The organism is Streptomyces sp. BK022, assembly GCF_004217355.1.
Classification (GTDB): domain Bacteria; phylum Actinomycetota; class Actinomycetes; order Streptomycetales; family Streptomycetaceae; genus Streptomyces; species Streptomyces griseoluteus.
In genome coordinates this window covers 557,060-573,430 of the sequence record NZ_SHKU01000004.1, presented here as the reverse complement: position 1 = coordinate 573,430, position 16,371 = coordinate 557,060, and the positions used below count along the sequence as shown (strand labels likewise).

The window sequence follows — 16,371 nt, the reverse complement described above, 5'->3', positions numbered from 1 at the left end:
CGCAGGCGCACCTCACCGTATGCCGATCACCACATGTGCGTCCCACTCATCTGAGACCGCCATATGCGCGGTCAGACCAGCCCGCCCGAAGGCCGCCGTGGCGGCGGGCCCCTGACGGGCGCTGGTCTCGGAGAGCAGGCAGCCGCCGGGCGCCAGCCACTCGGCCGCTCCTGCGGCAACCCGGCGCAGGACGTCGAGTCCGTCGGGGCCGCCGTCGAGCGCGACCGCGGGTTCGTGGTCGCGGGCCTCGGCGGGGAGCAGGGGCACCTCGGCGGTGGGCACATAGGGCACGTTGGCGGTCAGGATGCCGATCCGGCCGCGCAGTACGGCGGGGAGTGCCGCGTAGAGGTCACCGGTGTGGGCGCGGCCCCCATGGGGGGCGAGGTTGCGGCGGGCACAGCGTACGGCGGCCGGATCGATGTCGGCGGCGTGCACCTCGGCGCCCTCCAGCGCGACGGCGAGGGCCGTGGCGAGCGCGCCGGAGCCACAGCACAGGTCCACGACCACGCGGGCGCCGGGCGCCCGGGCGAGGGCCTGGTCGATCAGGAACTCGGTGCGGCGGCGGGGCACGAAGACACCGGGCTCCACCGCGATGCGCAGGCCGTGGAACTCGGCCCAGCCCAGGACGTGTTCGAGCGGGAGCCCGGAGGCACGGGCCCGGGCCATCGCGGTGGCCTCTTCGGCGGTGCGGGCGGTGGCGAGGATCAGACGGGCCTCGTCCTCGGCGAAGACGCAGCCGGCGGCGCGCAGGGCGGCGGTGAGGGACGAGGGATCGGCGAGTGGAGACGGGGATGCGGGCACGGCGGCCATAAGAGCCTGGAGCCTTTCGGGGACCTGGGGCCTCAGGGCACTCCCGCGGTCACCGTCGCGTTGTCCGTACCGTCACACGGCACGGGCGCGAGAAGAGAGCGCCCTGGCTGACACAGCGTTGATGGGTCTCACCTCCTCGGTCGCACCGGCCGCGCACTCGACGTGACCGGACGGCCACCATACCGTGCCGGGTCTCCGGGCGGGGCCGGGTCCCTGGCGCGGCCGGTAGCCGTTCCCGCGTCGTGGCTCAGACGGCCACGCTCTCCTCGGTCTCCTCCTCCGCCTCTCGCGCGGCCTCGCGCTCGGCCTCCCGTTCGGCCTCGGCAGCGGGGGTCTCCCGCGCGGCCGGCGCCTCCGCGACGGTCCTGCGGCCGGGGCGCTCCCAGAGAGCGGCGATCCCGGTGACGGCGATGCCGACGACCAGCCACACCACCAGCGTCCACACGTTGCGGGCGATGCCGTCGTCGCCGAAGTACAGCAGCGAGCGGATGCCCTCGACGAACCCGGCGCCGTTCCAGAAGGCGTGCAGGGTGCCGAAGAAGCCGTTCTGCAGCTCGGGCCGGAACAACCCGCCGGAACTGGTGAAGTTCAGCATCACGAACAGCACCATCATGGCCAGCGTGGTCCAGCGCTTGAGGAAGGTGTGCAGGCCGACGCCGATGAGGAGGATGCCCGCCGAGTACAGCCACGCCATGGCCCACAGGGTGCCCAGGTCGTGGTGGGCCAGGTGGAAGACCGGCCCGGCGAGCAGGGCGCCGACACCACCCACCACGGCGGCCGTGCCGACCGCGACGAGCGCCCGTACCCGCACCGCGAGCGCGGCACCGGCCGCGCCGATGGCGGCGACGGAGGCGTAGGAGCCGATACTGACGGCGATCAGCAGGAAGAACAGGCCCTGGCCGGTGGGGTCGTCGGACACCGGCTCGGCGATGTCGGTGACCTTCAGCGGATGGCCCTGCTGTGCGGCGACCGGGGTGAAGACCTTCTCCACGGCGGTGGCGCCCATGTCGGACGCGGCGCTCGCCACGATCAGCTCGGGCTCATGTGCGCCGGGCACATAGGCGCCAGTGACATCCCGGTGCTCGACCAGCGCGACGGCGTCGGCGCGGGAGGAGACGGTACGGACGTCGAGCTTGTCGCCCGCGGTGTCCTTCACCGTCTGTGCGAAGACCTTCGCCTCGGGTCCGGCGCCGACCACGGCCACCGGCATGTGGTGGGGCTCCGGGGTGACGAAGGCACCCATATAGGCGAGCCCCATACCTATGCACATCAGCAGCGGGGTGATCAGGTGCGTGAGCACATGACGCAGTGCCGGTGACTTCATCGACCGGAACCTCCAATGGTTGTCTTATACAACTCACGTTCAAGTTGTACTATACAACCAGAATCGTTCGAACAAGTCGGGGAACGGACCGGAGAACAGGTCGGCGGAGTTCCGTGAAGGGGTTCTCATGGCGAAGGTGATCTCATGACGGCGGCGGACGCGGCCGTCGAGACGATCCAGCGGGAGATGACGTCGTTCGCGCGCCGGGCCCGCGCCTCGGCGGGGCGCATGCATCCCGAGCTGTCGCTGGTGTCGTACACGCTGCTGGGTCATCTGGAGGAGCGCGGGGGCTGCCGGGCGACCGACCTGGCCTCGCACTACGCGCTGGACAAGTCGACGGTGAGCCGCCAGGTCGGCGCGCTGGAGCGGGCCGGCCTGATCGAGCGGCGGCTCGCCCCGGAGGACGCCCGCGTTCAGGTGCTCCATCTCACGGAGGCGGGCGAGGAGATCCTGGCCCAGGTGACGCGGAGCCGCCGGGCCGCCTTCCGGGAACGGCTCGCCGACTGGCCGGAGGACGACCTGGTCCGCTTCGCGGCCTACCTGGAGCGGTACAACGCGGGGTCCGCCGGGTAGGCCGCCGTCACGACCCGAGGGGGACGCGCAACCCGAAGAACCGGGTGTCCAGCCGGTGCCGGAAGCCCAGGGACTCGTAGAGGCGGATGGCGCCGGTGTTGCCCGCGCCGGTGTGCAGGAACGGGCGCTCGCCCCGCTCGCGGATGCCGTGCGCCACCGCGAGGATCAGCCGGGTGGCCAGGCCCTCGCCCCGGAAGGCGGGGTCGGTGCAGACCGCGCTGATCTCGGTCCAGCCGGGCGGGTGCAGGCGCTCCCCCGCCATGGCGATCAGCGCGCCGTCGCGCCGGATGCCGAGGTAGGTGCCCATCTCGACGGTGCGCGGCATGAACGGGCCGGGCTGGGTGCGGGCGACGAGGTCCAGCATCTCGGGCACGTCGGCCGGGCCGAGCGGCACCGCCTCCGGGTCCGGGGCGCCGGCCACGCCGTCGTCCGCCATCTGCACGCCGGCCACGTCGAAGGTGATCTCCCAGCCCTGCGGGGCGGCGCCCCGGTGACCGAGCAGGGGCACCTCGCCGCCGGGTCCGGCGAGCGCGGCGATCTCGGCCCAGTCGGCGGGCCCGGGCTCGTCGGGCAGGGCCAGCCAGGGCGAGACCTCGACCGGGTACCGGAGCACCCGGCCGTGCCGCTCGGCGAAGTGGGCGTGCGGGCCGGTGAGGGAGGCGCGGGCGGCGTTGTCGAGGGGGTGCGGGACCGCCGTCCCGTCGGGGCCGGGGGCCGCACCGGCCGGGGTGCCGGCCTCGCGGCCGTCGTACCGCGTGGAGACGTACGCCTCGGGCATCCTGAGGTCCTCGTTTCGCTCGCCCTGCGCCGGCGCGGCGGCGCGTCGGCACTTGTCCCCAAGTACGGCGGCGGGACGGCTATTCCCGAGGGTGTCCGGAGTGTGGCCGAGGTCGCTTGGCGGGGCACTGACCAGGGGCGGGACGCCCGTGGCGGGGGCGTACCGTTGAGCCATGAACGTCACCCGAGGCTTCACGGGCCGTCGGCGCGTCTCCCGTCCCGGACTGCCTCCCGGGCAGTACGACGCGGGCGACGACTGGCCCGTCCTGTCCGCCGAGGTCACCCCCGACCTCGCGCCCGCCCACTGGTCCTTCCGCGTCGACGGCCTGGTGGAGCGCCCGCACACCTGGGACTGGGACGAGGCGCACGCCCTGCCCGGCTCGGCGTACGAGGGTGACATCCACTGTGTGACCGGCTGGTCCAAGTTCGGTGTGCGCTTCGGTGGGGTCTCGCTGGACGCGTTCCTCGCTGTGGTGGGGCCACATGTGTCCGCCACCCATGTGCTGGCTCGCTCGCACACCGGGTACACCGCGAACCTGCCGCTGACCGATCTCACCGGTGGCCGGGCCTGGATCGCCTGGGACCAGGCCGGTGTCCCGCTGGCCCCGGAGCACGGCGGCCCTGCCCGGCTGATCGTGCCGCATCTGTACTTCTGGAAGAGCGTGAAGTGGATCGCCGGCCTCACCCTCCTCGACCATGACGAGCCGGGCTTCTGGGAGGCCAACGGCTATCACGAGCGGGGCAACCCGTGGGAGGAACAGCGGTACCGAGGTGACTGAGCAGATGGACGGGACTCCGGGGACGCCCTCCGCTCCCCCGGCCCGCTTCGCGGTGCCCGGCCGTATCGCGGTGAGCGAGCAGGTGGCGGCCGCGTGGCAGACGGCCACGCTGGCCGAGGTCCGGCGGGAGACGCCGTACGCGTCGACCTTCCGGCTCGCGGTGCCTCGGTGGGCGGGTCATCTGCCGGGCCAGCATCTGATGCTGCGGCTGACCGCCGACGACGGATATGTGGCCCAGCGCCACTACTCCCTCGCCTCCGCGCCGGACGACTCCGGGTATATCGAGCTGACCCTGGACCGGGTGCCGGACGGCGAGGTCTCGGGCTGGTTCCACACGGTGGCGCGGCCCGGTGACACGATCGAGGTACGGGGCCCGCTGAGCGGCTTCTTCGCCTGGCCGGGCGACCGGCCGGCGCTGCTGCTGGGGGCCGGTTCCGGGATCGTCCCGCTGATGTCGATGGTCCGGCACCATCGGGCCCGGGGCCTGTCTGTGCCGCTGCGGATGCTGGTGTCGGCGCGCGGTCCGGAGGAGCTGATCTACGCCGGGGAGCTGGGGACGGAGACCACGGCCGTGTTCACCCGCAGCGCCCCGGCGGGTGTGCCGGTGGGCCGTATGTCGGCCGCACATGTGGCGCCCCTCCTGGCCGAGCAGCCGCCGGGTGGGTGGGAAGCCTATGTGTGCGGTTCCAACGGTTTCGCCGAGCACGCCTCCCGTCTCCTCGTGGCGGCCGGTCAGCCGGTGGACCGTATCCGCATCGAGCGCTTCGGCTGAGCCGCCGGGGAGCTCGTGGCGCGCGGGATGCGCGAGGGCGCGTCGGGCTGGGTATCTGACGGATGTGGACATGCGTACGCGGTCGCGCCGCCCGCGCCGGCGGAACAATCCGCTGCGGCGGCGATCGGACGTGGTGGAGACCTGGATGGTGGCGGTCGTCGCCGTCCTGGTCTGTGTGGTCGCACCGCTTACGGGGACGGCGGCCGGTCTGTTCACCTACGACCGCGCGCGGACACACGCCGAGGAGCAGCGGGCCGAGCGGCAGCCGGTGCGGGCCGTGGTGGCCGGCCGTCCCGCGTCGAGGCCCACCGTGCACGGCGACCGCGGTCACGGCTACCGGGCCGTGGTCCGCTGGGCGGAACCGGGCCGGCCGACGCGTACCGCTGTCGCCGGCGTGCCGGCCGGGACGCGGGCCGGGGACACGGTCACCGTGTGGTTCGACGGCCGGGGCCGGACGGTGGCGCCGCCGCCGAACGACGTGGCGGTCTGGCAGCACACGGTCGGGGTCGGCCTGGCCGTCACGGGTGGCACGGCCGCGATCGTGCTCCTGGCCCGCGCGGTGGAGCGCCGGGTCGCGCTGCGGCACCGGCTGGCCGAGTGGGAGCGGGCCTGGGCGCGCACCGGCCCGGCCTGGACGCGACGGCGCGCCTGAGCGCAGCCGTACCGGCTACCCGCGCCGCGCCGTCACCAGCCGGGCACGGGGGCTGCCGTCGGCACGGAGACCGAACTCCGCGAGGGGCCGCAGCTCCACGGTGAACCCGGCCGACTCCAGTTCCCGGCGCACGTCGCCGAGGCGGAACGCGCGGTAGTACATGACGAACGGCGGCCGCCACACGGCGTTGCGCACCCGCATGACCGCGTCGAAGCCGAGCAGCGTCCAGTACGCGGGGCTGGACGGCCGGGGTGGCGCCGCCACGGGAAAGGCGAACCGTCCGCCCGGCCGCAGTGCCGAGTGGACCTGGGCGAAGAGGCCGGGCAGTTCGCGGGGCAGGAAGTGCCCGAACGCGCCGAAGCTGACGACCAGATCGAAGGCGGCCGTGAAGGGCAGCGCGCGAGCGTCGGCCCGCACCAGGGCGACGTCCTCGCCCAGATCGCGCCGGGCCACGTCGAGCATCCCCGCGCTGAAGTCCACGCCGGTGACACTCCGGCGGCACAGCCCGCTCAGCACCGCGAGCCCGGCCCCGGTGCCGCAGCACAGGTCGAGCCCGTCCTCGAACGGCCCCGCCGGTCCGAGCGCCTTCGCGACCGCGTCCAGCACCGTCGCGGGCGTCCGGAACGGTGTGTGGTCGAACTTGGGCGCGAGCAGGTCGTACCCCCGCTCGACGGACGACAGCGCCTGCGCGGCCAGTTCACGCACGGTGGGACCCTCGGGGCTGAACATGGGTCCAGCGTAGGGCGTGGGGATGCGGGGTCAGGGGCGGCCGAGGAAGTCGGCGGCGACCGCCGTGAACCGGTCCGGGTCGTCGAGCCAGGGGTAGTGCCCCGCTCCGGGCTGGACGGCGAGCCGGGCGCCGGGGAGGAGTTCCGCGAGTCCGGCGGTGATGTCGGGCGGGCTGTTCAGGTCGAACTCGCCGGTCAGCAGCAGCACGGGCACGGTCACTCCGGCGAGCGCGGCGCGCGTGGCGGGCGGGTCGAAGGCGCCCTCCTCGCCGAAGCGCTTGACGGCCTCCGGGTTGGCGGGCCGGCTGTCCGCGTGGTGCTGCCGGGCCGTGGCATCCCAACGGCCGTAGAAGAAGGGGCTGATGGCGTCCCAGTCCGTGCCGGTGCCCTCGGTGATGGCCTCGAGCGCGGCGAAGGCCGCCGGGAACCAGGGTTCATCCTCGCGGAGCCGGGCGACCTGGCGCCGCGTCTCGCCCGTGATGTCCAGGCCGACCGCGCGGGTACCGGGCCCGATCAGGGCGAGGCGGCGGAGCCGGTGCGGGTGGCGGGCCGCGTACTGCGTGGCGATGTTGGCCCCGGCGGAGTGGCCGAGCAGGTCGATCCGGTCCAGGCCGAGATGGACGCGGAGGGCCTCGATGTCGTCCACGAGCCGGTCGCAGCGGTAGGAGGAGGGGTCGTCGGGGACCGCGGACCGGCCGGTGCCGCGCAGGTCGGGGACCGCCAGCCGCCGGTGCCCGGACAGGCCCCCGAGGTCACCCAGGTAGCGGGAGTCGGTGGGGCCGCCGGGCACGCAGACCACCGGAGCGGCGTCCCCTTCGCCGAGGTCACGATAGGCCAGCCGGGTGCCGTCGGGCGCGGAGTAGGTGGGCATGACGGGAAGTCTGCCCCGGCGTCCCGTCCCGCGCGGGTCATTTCAGTCCTCGGGGCGTCAGTCCTTCAAGCGGTCCAGCGTGCTGCGGGTGTCCGTCTTCAGCCAGTCGGAGATCTCGTCGATCTTCGCGGGGTCCTTGTCGGGGTCGTACGAGGAGAGGTAGGCGCTGTAGCTCATCGTGTAGGTGACCCAGCCGTCGCGGACGGCGAGGGTGGCGTAGCGGGAGCCGGCGGAGGTGCCGCCGGTGGTGTCCTGGGTGACGAGGTAGGCCTCGTCACCGATGCCCTCGACCGCGCCGACGTCGTAACCGGTGTGCGTGCGCTCGTAGTTCTTCCAGGTGGCGGTGAACTCGGGCGCCGGGTCGGTCTTCTTGTGCAGGTCGACCTGGATGGAGAGGTAGGCGTCGGCGTAGGAGGAGCCGGATTTCTTCAGGCTCGCGCTGCAGTAGCTCTCGTCCAGCGCGCGGTCCTCCAAGGAGCTGTGGGTGGGGGTGGAGTCGCTCGCGGTGTATTCGTCCTTGAAGGAGCCGTAGTCCGCGCGGGAGCAGAGGTCGGAGGGGGCGGTGTAGCCGCGCAGGTCGGGCTCGTCCGCCGCCGCGCCGATCACGAGGACACCGGCAGCCCAGGCGGCGGAGGCCACGACCGCTCCGAGGACGGCCCAGAGCACCGCTCGTCCGGCGGCACCGCCTCCGCCACCGGCCGTGGGCGGGCCGGGCGGGAGTCCGTACGGCGGGGGCTGCGTGTAGGGGTTCCCCGGCTGGGGTCCGGCGGGCATCGTCGGCGGCTGGAAGGGGCCTGGCGGGGGCGACTGCGGAAGCGGCGGCGCGGACTGCGGGTGCGGGTAGGGGTACGCGGTCGGCTGGGCCGGGACGGAGGGCGGCTGCGCGGGCGGTCCGGGCTGCGGCGGCCGGTCGGCCGGCTGCGCGGGCTGCTGCGGTGGCGTGGACATGTCGTGACGATAGGGCACAGTCCGCGCACAGGTATCCCGCTCGACCCGGATCGTTACGGCATCAGGACACCGGCCATGGAGGCGGGACCCATAGGACGACGCCCCATATGGCGCCCCACCATGTCTCTCCGTCACACGTCAGCACAGGCGGGAGCGTGTTCACAGCACGCCCACAGCGGCCCCACAGCGCGCACCGCCACATGACCTCGGAGTGTGGCATCCGGGTTGCTCGGGTCAGCCGTCCGGCGCGGGCAGCTCGCCGCACCTGGCCGACCTTCCTACGTTGATCATATGAGCACCGGATTCTCACGTCGGGCGACCGTTTCCGTCTGTTCCCTGTGCATGGTGGGAGCATTGGCCCTCGCGCCCGCGGCCGCCGCCACCGGAAGCGGCGGGGAACCCGCGCCGCCCGCGCCACGGGCGGCCGTCCCGCAGCCGTCCCTGCTCTACGGCTCCGGCGTCCAGGTGCGCCCGCGCGCCGGCGCCCCCGAGACACCGCGGCTCTCGGCGCTCTCCTGGCTGGTGGCCGACGCCGACAGCGGCGACGTGCTCGCCGCCGACGGGGCGCACCGCAGGCTGCCGCCCGCGAGCACCCTGAAGACCCTGTTCGCCCTGACCGTCCTGCCGACGCTGCCCGCGACCCGGCAGCACAAGGTGAGTTACCAGGAACTGGCGGACGTCGGCGAGGGCAGCAGCCTGGTCGGCGTGGAGGAGGGTCACACCTACCAGGTGGCCGACCTGTGGCGCGGGGTGTTCCTCAGCTCCGGCAATGACGCCGTGCACGTACTGGCGGCCCTGGACGGCGGCGTGGACGCCACGGTCGCCAAGATGCAGACCAAGGCCCGCACGCTGGGCGCCATGGACACCCATGTGATCTCCCCCGACGGCTACGACGCCCCGGGCCAGGTGTCCTCGGCGTTCGACCTGGCGGTGTTCGGCCGGGCCGGGCTGCACAACCCCGACTTCGCCCGGTACTGCTCCACCGCGCAGGCTCAGTTCCCCGGTGACGGCTGGCCGTTCGCCATCGAGAACACCAACCGGCTGCTGAGCGGCGAGGACGGCGTCACCCCGTATCCCGGCATCATCGGGATCAAGAACGGCTACACCAGCAACGCGGGCAACACCCTGGTCGCCGCCGCCCGCCGGGGCGGCCGCACGCTGGTGGTCACGGTGATGAACCCTCAGGAGGGCGGCGGACTCGCCGTGTACGAGGAGGCCCGCCAGCTGCTGGACTGGGGCTTCGCCGCCGCCGGACGGGTGGACCCGGTGGGCTCGCTGGACGGTCTGCGCGCCGCCCCGGAGCCCACGCACTCCGCGATCCCCGTCGCGGCCGCCGTCTCACCGGCACCGGACGACGACACCGACTGGACGCGGACCGCGACCATCGCCGGCATCGTCACCCTCGGCGCGGCCGGTGTCACCCTGGCCCTGCGCGCCAAGAGCGGGAAGGGCACCGGGGGCGACACCAGAGCCTGACCGGTCAGGAGGCGAGGTCCAGCGCCGGCACCGTGCGCACCGCTCCCACCGGCCGTCCCCCGCCCAGCAGGGGTGCGCCCGCGAACGCCGTGAGGAGGGCCGGGTCGACCCCGGCGTGGGCGAGGGCGGCCGCGGCGACAGGGACGCGGGCCCGGTCGGCGCCGTCCGCGATCTTCACGGCGACGGCGCGGCCGTCGGGCAGCGCGGCCACCTGAACGCCCTCGAAGCCGTCCTTGGCGAGCAGGCCGGGCACGGTCCGCATCAGGGCGGCCACGTCCCGGCGGACACCGGAGGCCATCTCCGCGTGCTCGCGCATCGCGTCCGCCACGCGGGCCTCGGGCGTGCCGGGGGCGGCGGTCGTGATGCGGGCCAGGGCGCGGGCGAGTCCGTGCAGGGAGACGGCGAAGAGGGGCGCGCCGCAGCCGTCGACGGTGACGTGCGCGATCCGCTGGCCGGTGAGGTCCTCGACCGTCTCGGCGACGGCCAGCTGGAGCGGGTGGGCCGGGTCGAGGTAGTCGTCCAGGGACCAGCCGTTGAGCTTGGCGGTCCACAGCATCGCGGCGTGCTTGCCGGAGCAGTTCTGCGCGAGCCGGGACGGGCCCCGGCCCTCGCTGACCCAGCTGTCGCGGACGACGGGGTCGAACGGCATGTCGGGGGTGTTGCGCAGCTCGGACTCGGCGAGTCCGGCGAGGTCCAGGATGCGCCGGGTGCCGTCGAGGTGGCGCTCCTCGCCGGAGTGGCTGGCGGCGGCCAGGGAGAGCAGGTCGCCGTCGAGGGGCAGGCCCGCGCGCAGCATGGCGACGGCCTGGAGGGGCTTGAGAGCCGAGCGCGGGTAGAAGGCGGCCTCGGTGTCGCCGAGCCGGAACCGCACCTCGCCGTCGGCGCCGAGAACGACGACCGAGCCGTGGTGGACGCCCTCGATCACACCGCCGCGCACCAGGTGGACGACGGGGACGTGGCCCGGTTCGCGCAGGGCGGGGGCGCTCAGGAGGGAGGCCGCCCGCGTCACTGCCGGGGTCACGGGGTCGGGGATGGCCTGGACAGGGGTCACGCGTCGGCTCCGGGGGTCTCGGGGCCGCCCGGTACGGGCAGCGCCGGGGGTGTGGCGGTGCCCGCGGGGCGGACGATTCGGGTGAGGGTCGTGGCGACCCGGTCGAGATGGTGGGTCATCGCGGCGACGGCATCGGGTTCGGAGCCGGCGGCGAGCGCGTCGACGAGTGCGCGGTGCTCGCGGTCGGAGTGCTCGCGGCGGCCCCCCAGTTCCGTGAGGAAGGCCGACTGGCGGGCGAGGGCGTCGCGGATCTCCTCGATGACCTTGCGGAAGACCGGGTTGTGGGCGGCCTCCGCGACGGCGAGGTGGAAGAGGGTGTCCATGGCGACCCAGGCGGCGGTGTCCGTCTCCCGCTCCATGCGGTCCAGGAGCAGGGTCAGCCGGTCCAGGTCCTCCGGCGTGCGGCGCCGCGCGGCGTATCCGGCGACCGGCACCTCGACGTGCCGGCGGACCTCCAGCAGGTCGCCGGCCGTGTAGTCGCCGAAGGTGGGGTCCTGCACGGCGTCGGCGACGACGAACGTGCCCCTGCCGGTGCGGGAGACCGTGAGCCCCATGGTGTGCAGGGCGCGCAGGGCCTCGCGGACCACGGGCCGGGACACCTCCAGGGCACGGCACAGCTCCGCCTCGGAGGGCAGCTTGTCCCCGATCGCGTACTCGCCGCGCTCGATGGCGCCGCGGAGGTGGCCGAGGACCGCTTCCAGTGCGCTGACGCGTCGGGGGGCCGGGCCACCTGTCTGGCTGTCTGACAGGTTCACCGAGCGATCGTGCGGTCTGAGGCCAGAACCTGTCAAGGCGTGACGATCCGGAACGCGCACGGGGTGCGGACGCCCGGCTCCTCGGGACGTCCGCACCCCGTGCGGTGGCGCGCTCGCCTCAGTTGGCGAGCGTGCCGGTGGCCAGCAGGCCGATGAGCGCCACGCCGACGACGATCCGGTAGATCACGAAGGCGTTGAACGAGTGCTTGGCGACGAACTTCAGCAGCCAGGCGATGGAGGCGTAGGCCACGACGAAGGAGACGACGGTGCCGACCGCCAGCGGGGCGGCGCCGACGCCGGCGCCCAGGGCGTCCTTCAGCTCGTAGACACCGGCGCCGGTGAGGGCCGGGATGCCGAGGAAGAAGGAGAGGCGCGTGGCGGCGACCCGGTCGAGGTCGAGGATGAGCCCCGTCGACATGGTGGCGCCGGAGCGGGAGAAGCCGGGGAAGAGCAGCGCGAGGATCTGCGAGGAGCCGACCAGCATCGCGTCCTTGAACGAGGTGTCGTCCTCACCGCGCTTGTGGCGGCCCATCTGGTCGGCCGCCCACATGACGCCGGAGCCCACGATCAGCGAGCCGGCGACCACCCAGAGGGAGGCGAGCGGACCGTCGATCAGCGGCTTGGCCGCCAGTCCGACGACGACGATCGGGATGGTGGCCGCGATCACCCACCAGCCGAACTTGTAGTCGTGGTGGTAGCGCTCCTCGGAGTTGAACAGGCCCCGGAACCAGGCGCTGACGATCCGCTTGATGTCCTTGAAGAAGTACAGGAGCACGGCCGCGATGGCACCGACCTGGATCACCGCGGAGAACCCGACCACGGACTTGTCGTCCACGGGGATGTGCATGAGTCCCTCGGCGATCTTCAGGTGACCGGTGGAGGACACCGGGAGGAACTCGGTCACCCCCTCCACTACTCCGAGGACGACGGCCTGACCGACAGAGATGGCACTCATGGATTCCAGTTCTGGGGAGAGGGGTCCGACGGCGGTGCGGACACGTCTTGGCGCGCCCGTACGGCACCGGCGCGGACCGCTCCGGAGGGCCGCCCGCGCGTACGGCAGCGTAGAGGCACCCGGGGTGTGGGACGGAACGCGGCCACGCGCGCTTCGGGCGGAACCCGCCTTGCTCACAACGACTTCTTACCGTGGGTGCCCGTATTGCCCGAGATGTGGGGGTCACCAGTTCTTCTCGAGAAGCTGGGCCACTTCGGCGATCCGGACCTCGTCGCGGCGGTAGTACGTGCGCAGCAGCCGGCGCCTGCTGCGCAGGAGGCCGAGGCGGGTGAGGAAGTCGAGATGGGCGGCGGCCGTACGGCGGGGCACGCCGAGCTTGGCGGCGACCGCGCGCGGGGTCACACCGGTGCCGAGCGGGTCCAGGCCCGCCGGGGGGAAGTGGGCGGGCGGGTCCTTGAGCCAGTACAGGACGGTCTGCCGTATCCGGCCCGAGGGAGTGCCCGTCATGCGTCCGCCTCCCCCTCCCCCGACTCCTGGGCCGGTCGTGTCCCGTGGTCCCACTGTGGCGCAGGCGGCGGTGGCGCGTCCGGCTCCGGGGACGGGTTGTCCGGTACCCAACGGCGGGCGGGGGGCGGGGCGCGCGCAGGCGCGCGGAGGCCGGAGGGCCGGGGTCACCCGTACGGCGGCTTGCGCCGATACTAGTTGCACAGTCAACGATTGGCTGGAACGGTGCTACCGTGCGGGTATGGCAGTGAAGACGGGTGAGGGCGCCCGGCTCGAAGAGCGTTGGCGGGACATCCTCGCGGTGCACGCGCGCACCATGTGCGAGATAGACCGGGCCCTGCATCCGCACGGGCTGGGTGCCAGCGACTTCGAGGTGCTGGACATCCTGTCCGCGGAGACGCCCGCCGAGGGCGACCACTGCCGGGTGCAGAACCTGGTCGGCCGGGTCCACCTCAGCCAGTCCGCGCTGTCGCGGCTGATCGGACGGCTGGAGAAGGAGGGGCTGGTCGAGCGCACGGTGTGCGCGGAGGACCGGCGCGGAGTGTGGGTCAGCCTCACCCGCCGGGGCCGCGAGCTGCACGCGGAGGTGCTGCCGCTGCAGCGGGGTGTACTTCAGCGGATGCTGGCGGATTCCTCGGACTGACGTCCGGCTCGTACATAGGCGCTGGCTACATAGGCGCTGGCCACATAGGGGCGCCACACACTCCCCGAGCACACCCCTATGGCGAAGCCGCCCTGTGCGACTTCGCCATAGGTCAGGTGATTCAGCGCGCCAGCAGTGCGCGCACGCCCTGTGAGGTCAGTGTCAGTCCGTGCTCCGAGCTGCCGTCGATGGTGAGCGACAGCTCCTCCTCGGGCCACTGGGAGGCGAGGGCACCGAGCTGGATGAGGCGGTAGCGGGAGACGGAGGGCAGCAGCCCGGCCATCTCCAGTTCCGAGGTGAAGACGGGTACCACCTGCTCACCGCCGGGCTGCTCGAGCACCGGCAGGGCGACCATGGTGGAGTCGGCACCCTCCGCGTCCACGGCCTCGTCGGGCATCGGGACGAGCACGTCGCTGTGCGCGAGGGTCTCAAGGGCGGCCTGGTCGTCGGTGTTGACGGCCAGCACGTCCAGCGCCTGCTGGGCGGGCGTCGGCGTCGGAAGGTCGTCGTGTGCGGGTGTCTCCATGGCACATCCCCAGGTAGTGCGGTCGTACGGGCTCACGCCGGACCGGGGCCCGAGCGCGCTCCCGGCCGCGTACCCATCCGTCCACGGACCATGCGCACGGGTTTCCAGCGGGCCGGAGCCCCGCACGGGCGGTTCACCCGATCGGACGGCCAAGCGTCACGCCCCCTCAGGGCCCGCCGTCGCCCAGCAGCTCGTCGGCCGTGGTGACCCGGGCCAGCGGCCGGTACAGGTCCAGTACGTGCAGTGCCTTGGCGTGCGCCTCGTCGTCCACGCCCGCGCAGGCGTCCGCGACGACCACCACCTCGACGCCGGCGTCGGCGGCGGCCAGGGCGGTGGTGAGGACGCAGCACTCGGTGCTGACGCCGGCCAGCACCAGGCGTGAGCCGGAAGGCAGACGGGCGGCCAGCTCCGGCGTCCACTTGCCGAAGGTCTCCGCGTCCAGGACCGGAGCTCCCTGGCCGGCGAACTCCGGCGTCAGCCGCCACAGCTCGGCGTCCGGCGGCTGGAGGGCGAAGGGCCACCGGTCGTAGTAGGTGCGCCAGACCCCCGCGGGCCGGGCGGGGGCGAGGAACCTGGTGAACACCACCCGGTCCCCGAACGCGGGCAGCAGCCGCGCCACCCCTTCGGCCGCCTCAGCGTAACGCGGGGTGGCCCACGGGCTGCCGGGGTCGGCGAAGACGCGCTGCATGTCGATGACGGCGAGGAGCCCCGGCACCGGACTCACGCGCCGTACATCCCCTGGACCGGGGGCGGGCTCGGCGGGAGTGCCTCCTGCTGCCGGACCCGGTTCCGGCCCGGCAGCAGGGTGCCGAGGAAGGCGAGGGCCAGCGCGACGAGGACGCCGAGGTTGGCGTACGCCCACTGGCCCGACCGGCCGCCGAGGCCGAGCGGGCCGAGGAGGTAGCCCTGCCAGCTCAGCCAGGCCGCGGCGGTGTTGGTGACCAGGCCCCAGCCGATCACGGTGGCGCCGACGGTGAGCACGAGGGGCAGGACGCGCGCGTCGCCGTAGCGGCCGCCCGGGCGGAACAGGTCGCCCTCGTCGTAGTCGCGGCGGCGCAGCGCGAGGTCGGCGAGCATCACTCCGCACCAGGCGGCGACGGGGACGCCGAGGGTGGTGAGGAAGCCCATGAACTCGCCGAGGAAGGCCCCGCCGAAGAACACGATGTACAGGGAGCCGGCGATCATCAGGACGCCGTCGACGAGGGCGGCCAGATAGCGGGGCACGTGCAGTCCGGCGGAGAGCAGGGCGAGGCCGGAGGAGTAGATGTCCAGCACCGCGCCGCCGACCAGGCCGAGCACGGCGACCAGGGCGAAGGGGACGAGGAACCAGGTCGGCAGGATGGTGGTCAGCGCCCCGATGGGGTCGGCGGCGATGGCCCGGCTCAGCTCGTCGGAGGACCCGGCGAGCAGCAGGCCGAAGACCAGCAGGAGCACCGGGGCGGCGGAGGCGCCGAGGGTGGTCCAGCCGATGACGCCCAGGCTGGAGGATGAGCGCGGGAGGTAACGGGAGTAGTCCGCGGCGGCGTTGACCCAGCCGAGTCCGAAGCCGGTCATCGTGAACACCAGCGCGCCGATGAACTGCTGGGGTGTGCCGGCCGGAATGGAGCTGACGGTCGACCAGTGGACGTGGTCGGCGACGAGGGCCACGTAGACCACGGTGAGCACGCCGGTGATGACGGTGATCACGGTCTGGAGGCGCATGATCAGGTCGAAGCCCATGACGCCGCCCACCACGGTGAGCGCGGCGACCACCAGGAGGGCGACGGCCTTGGTCTCGGTGCCTCCGCCCCAGCCGAGGCGGCTGAATACGGTGGCGGTGGCGAGGGTGGCGAGAGCGGCGAGTACGGTTTCCCAGCCGACCGTGAGTATCCAGGAGATGACGGACGGCAGGCGGTTGCCGCGCACTCCGTAGGCGGCACGGCTGAGCACCATGGTGGGCGCGGAGCCTCGTTTGCCCGCTACGGCGACGAGGCCGCAGATCAGGAACGAGGCGACGATGCCGAGGATTCCGGCCGCGAGGGCCTGCCAGAAGGAGATGCCGAAGCCGAGGGTGAAGGCGCCGTAGCTGAGGCCGAGAACGCTGACGTTGGCGCCGAACCAGGGCCAGAAGAGGGTGCGCGGGGTGCCCTTGCGGTCCGCGTCCCCGATGACGTCGAGGCCGTGTGTTTCCAGTTGGATGTGGCGGCCGTAGGCTCCGCTGTCCTGGGGGTGCTGCGGCTGCGTCATC

General features: G+C 73.3%; 19 protein-coding genes. 6 read left to right on the top strand and 13 right to left on the bottom strand.

Features of this window, described 5'->3' with window-relative positions; genetic code table 11:
• Positions 1-12: 12 nt before the first annotated feature.
• On the bottom strand, positions 13-810 hold the full coding sequence (locus tag EV284_RS19400; protein ID WP_130335805.1) for a putative protein N(5)-glutamine methyltransferase: 798 nt from the start codon (positions 808-810) through the stop codon (positions 13-15).
• Positions 811-1,057: 247 nt separating this feature from the next.
• A complete protein-coding gene (locus EV284_RS19395) occupies positions 1,058-2,134 on the bottom strand; it encodes a hypothetical protein (RefSeq protein ID WP_130335803.1) in 1,077 nt (358 codons plus the stop codon).
• A 144-nt stretch (positions 2,135-2,278) separates the two neighbouring features.
• Here EV284_RS19395 and EV284_RS19390 point away from each other — a divergent pair, with 144 nt between their 5' ends.
• On the top strand, positions 2,279-2,707 hold the full coding sequence (locus EV284_RS19390) for a MarR family winged helix-turn-helix transcriptional regulator (protein ID WP_130335801.1): 429 nt from the start codon (positions 2,279-2,281) through the stop codon (positions 2,705-2,707).
• A gap of 7 nt (positions 2,708-2,714) precedes the next feature.
• Here EV284_RS19390 and EV284_RS19385 read toward each other — a convergent pair whose 3' ends face one another.
• Positions 2,715-3,485 carry a GNAT family N-acetyltransferase gene (locus EV284_RS19385; RefSeq protein ID WP_130335799.1) on the bottom strand — a complete coding sequence of 257 codons (771 nt, stop codon included), beginning with the start codon at positions 3,483-3,485 and terminating at the stop codon, positions 2,715-2,717.
• A gap of 172 nt (positions 3,486-3,657) precedes the next feature.
• On the opposite strand from EV284_RS19385, the gene EV284_RS19380 reads away from it, so the two are divergent.
• From EV284_RS19380 to EV284_RS19370, 3 genes are all read left to right on the top strand, one after another.
• Positions 3,658-4,263, top strand: coding sequence for a sulfite oxidase-like oxidoreductase (locus tag EV284_RS19380; RefSeq protein ID WP_130335797.1), 606 nt, complete (start codon positions 3,658-3,660; stop codon positions 4,261-4,263).
• Between the two features lie 4 nt (positions 4,264-4,267).
• Complete coding sequence (locus EV284_RS19375) at positions 4,268-5,035, top strand: ferredoxin reductase (RefSeq protein WP_130336470.1); 768 nt, start codon at positions 4,268-4,270, stop codon at positions 5,033-5,035.
• A gap of 70 nt (positions 5,036-5,105) precedes the next feature.
• Entirely contained in the window at positions 5,106-5,687 is a 582-nt protein-coding gene (locus EV284_RS19370; RefSeq protein WP_130335795.1) for a hypothetical protein, read from the top strand.
• Between the two features lie 15 nt (positions 5,688-5,702).
• Here the strand turns inward: EV284_RS19370 and EV284_RS19365 are convergent, their stop codons facing one another.
• Genes EV284_RS19365 through EV284_RS19355 form a run of 3 tightly spaced genes read right to left on the bottom strand, consistent with a single transcriptional unit; the run spans position 5,703 to position 8,234 of the window.
• Positions 5,703-6,416, bottom strand: a complete 714-nt coding sequence (locus EV284_RS19365; RefSeq protein WP_130335793.1) for a class I SAM-dependent methyltransferase — start codon at positions 6,414-6,416, stop codon at positions 5,703-5,705.
• Between the two features lie 30 nt (positions 6,417-6,446).
• Positions 6,447-7,286, bottom strand: coding sequence for an alpha/beta hydrolase (locus tag EV284_RS19360; protein WP_130335791.1), 840 nt, complete (start codon positions 7,284-7,286; stop codon positions 6,447-6,449).
• A gap of 57 nt (positions 7,287-7,343) precedes the next feature.
• Positions 7,344-8,234 carry a hypothetical protein gene (locus EV284_RS19355; RefSeq protein ID WP_242625727.1) on the bottom strand — a complete coding sequence of 297 codons (891 nt, stop codon included), beginning with the start codon at positions 8,232-8,234 and terminating at the stop codon, positions 7,344-7,346.
• Between the two features lie 291 nt (positions 8,235-8,525).
• On the opposite strand from EV284_RS19355, the gene EV284_RS19350 reads away from it, so the two are divergent.
• The gene (locus tag EV284_RS19350; protein WP_130335789.1) at positions 8,526-9,710 is read left to right on the top strand and encodes a serine hydrolase; all 1,185 of its coding nucleotides are present in this window, start codon (positions 8,526-8,528) and stop codon (positions 9,708-9,710) included.
• A gap of 4 nt (positions 9,711-9,714) precedes the next feature.
• Here the strand turns inward: EV284_RS19350 and EV284_RS19345 are convergent, their stop codons facing one another.
• From EV284_RS19345 to EV284_RS19330, 4 genes are all read right to left on the bottom strand, one after another.
• Complete coding sequence (locus tag EV284_RS19345; protein ID WP_207229095.1) at positions 9,715-10,719, bottom strand: asparaginase; 1,005 nt, start codon at positions 10,717-10,719, stop codon at positions 9,715-9,717.
• Positions 10,720-10,757: 38 nt separating this feature from the next.
• Positions 10,758-11,516, bottom strand: coding sequence for a FadR/GntR family transcriptional regulator (locus EV284_RS19340; RefSeq protein ID WP_130335787.1), 759 nt, complete (start codon positions 11,514-11,516; stop codon positions 10,758-10,760).
• A gap of 118 nt (positions 11,517-11,634) precedes the next feature.
• Positions 11,635-12,471 carry an undecaprenyl-diphosphate phosphatase gene (locus tag EV284_RS19335; protein ID WP_130335785.1) on the bottom strand — a complete coding sequence of 279 codons (837 nt, stop codon included), beginning with the start codon at positions 12,469-12,471 and terminating at the stop codon, positions 11,635-11,637.
• Positions 12,472-12,693: 222 nt separating this feature from the next.
• Positions 12,694-12,978 carry an ArsR family transcriptional regulator gene (locus EV284_RS19330; protein WP_130335783.1) on the bottom strand — a complete coding sequence of 95 codons (285 nt, stop codon included), beginning with the start codon at positions 12,976-12,978 and terminating at the stop codon, positions 12,694-12,696.
• A 238-nt stretch (positions 12,979-13,216) separates the two neighbouring features.
• Here EV284_RS19330 and EV284_RS19325 point away from each other — a divergent pair, with 238 nt between their 5' ends.
• The gene (locus EV284_RS19325; protein WP_130335781.1) at positions 13,217-13,618 is read left to right on the top strand and encodes a MarR family transcriptional regulator; all 402 of its coding nucleotides are present in this window, start codon (positions 13,217-13,219) and stop codon (positions 13,616-13,618) included.
• A 121-nt stretch (positions 13,619-13,739) separates the two neighbouring features.
• Here EV284_RS19325 and EV284_RS19320 read toward each other — a convergent pair whose 3' ends face one another.
• The 3 genes from EV284_RS19320 to EV284_RS19310 all read right to left on the bottom strand — a co-directional run bounded on the left by EV284_RS19320 (position 13,740) and on the right by EV284_RS19310 (position 16,370).
• On the bottom strand, positions 13,740-14,144 hold the full coding sequence (locus EV284_RS19320; protein ID WP_130335779.1) for an SseB family protein: 405 nt from the start codon (positions 14,142-14,144) through the stop codon (positions 13,740-13,742).
• 166 nt (positions 14,145-14,310) lie between these two features.
• A complete protein-coding gene (locus EV284_RS19315) occupies positions 14,311-14,868 on the bottom strand; it encodes a cysteine hydrolase (RefSeq protein ID WP_278045837.1) in 558 nt (185 codons plus the stop codon).
• On the bottom strand, positions 14,865-16,370 hold the full coding sequence (locus EV284_RS19310; protein ID WP_130335777.1) for a cytosine permease: 1,506 nt from the start codon (positions 16,368-16,370) through the stop codon (positions 14,865-14,867). The genes EV284_RS19315 and EV284_RS19310 overlap by 4 nt, the downstream gene beginning before the upstream one ends.
• Position 16,371: the final 1 nt, after the last annotated feature.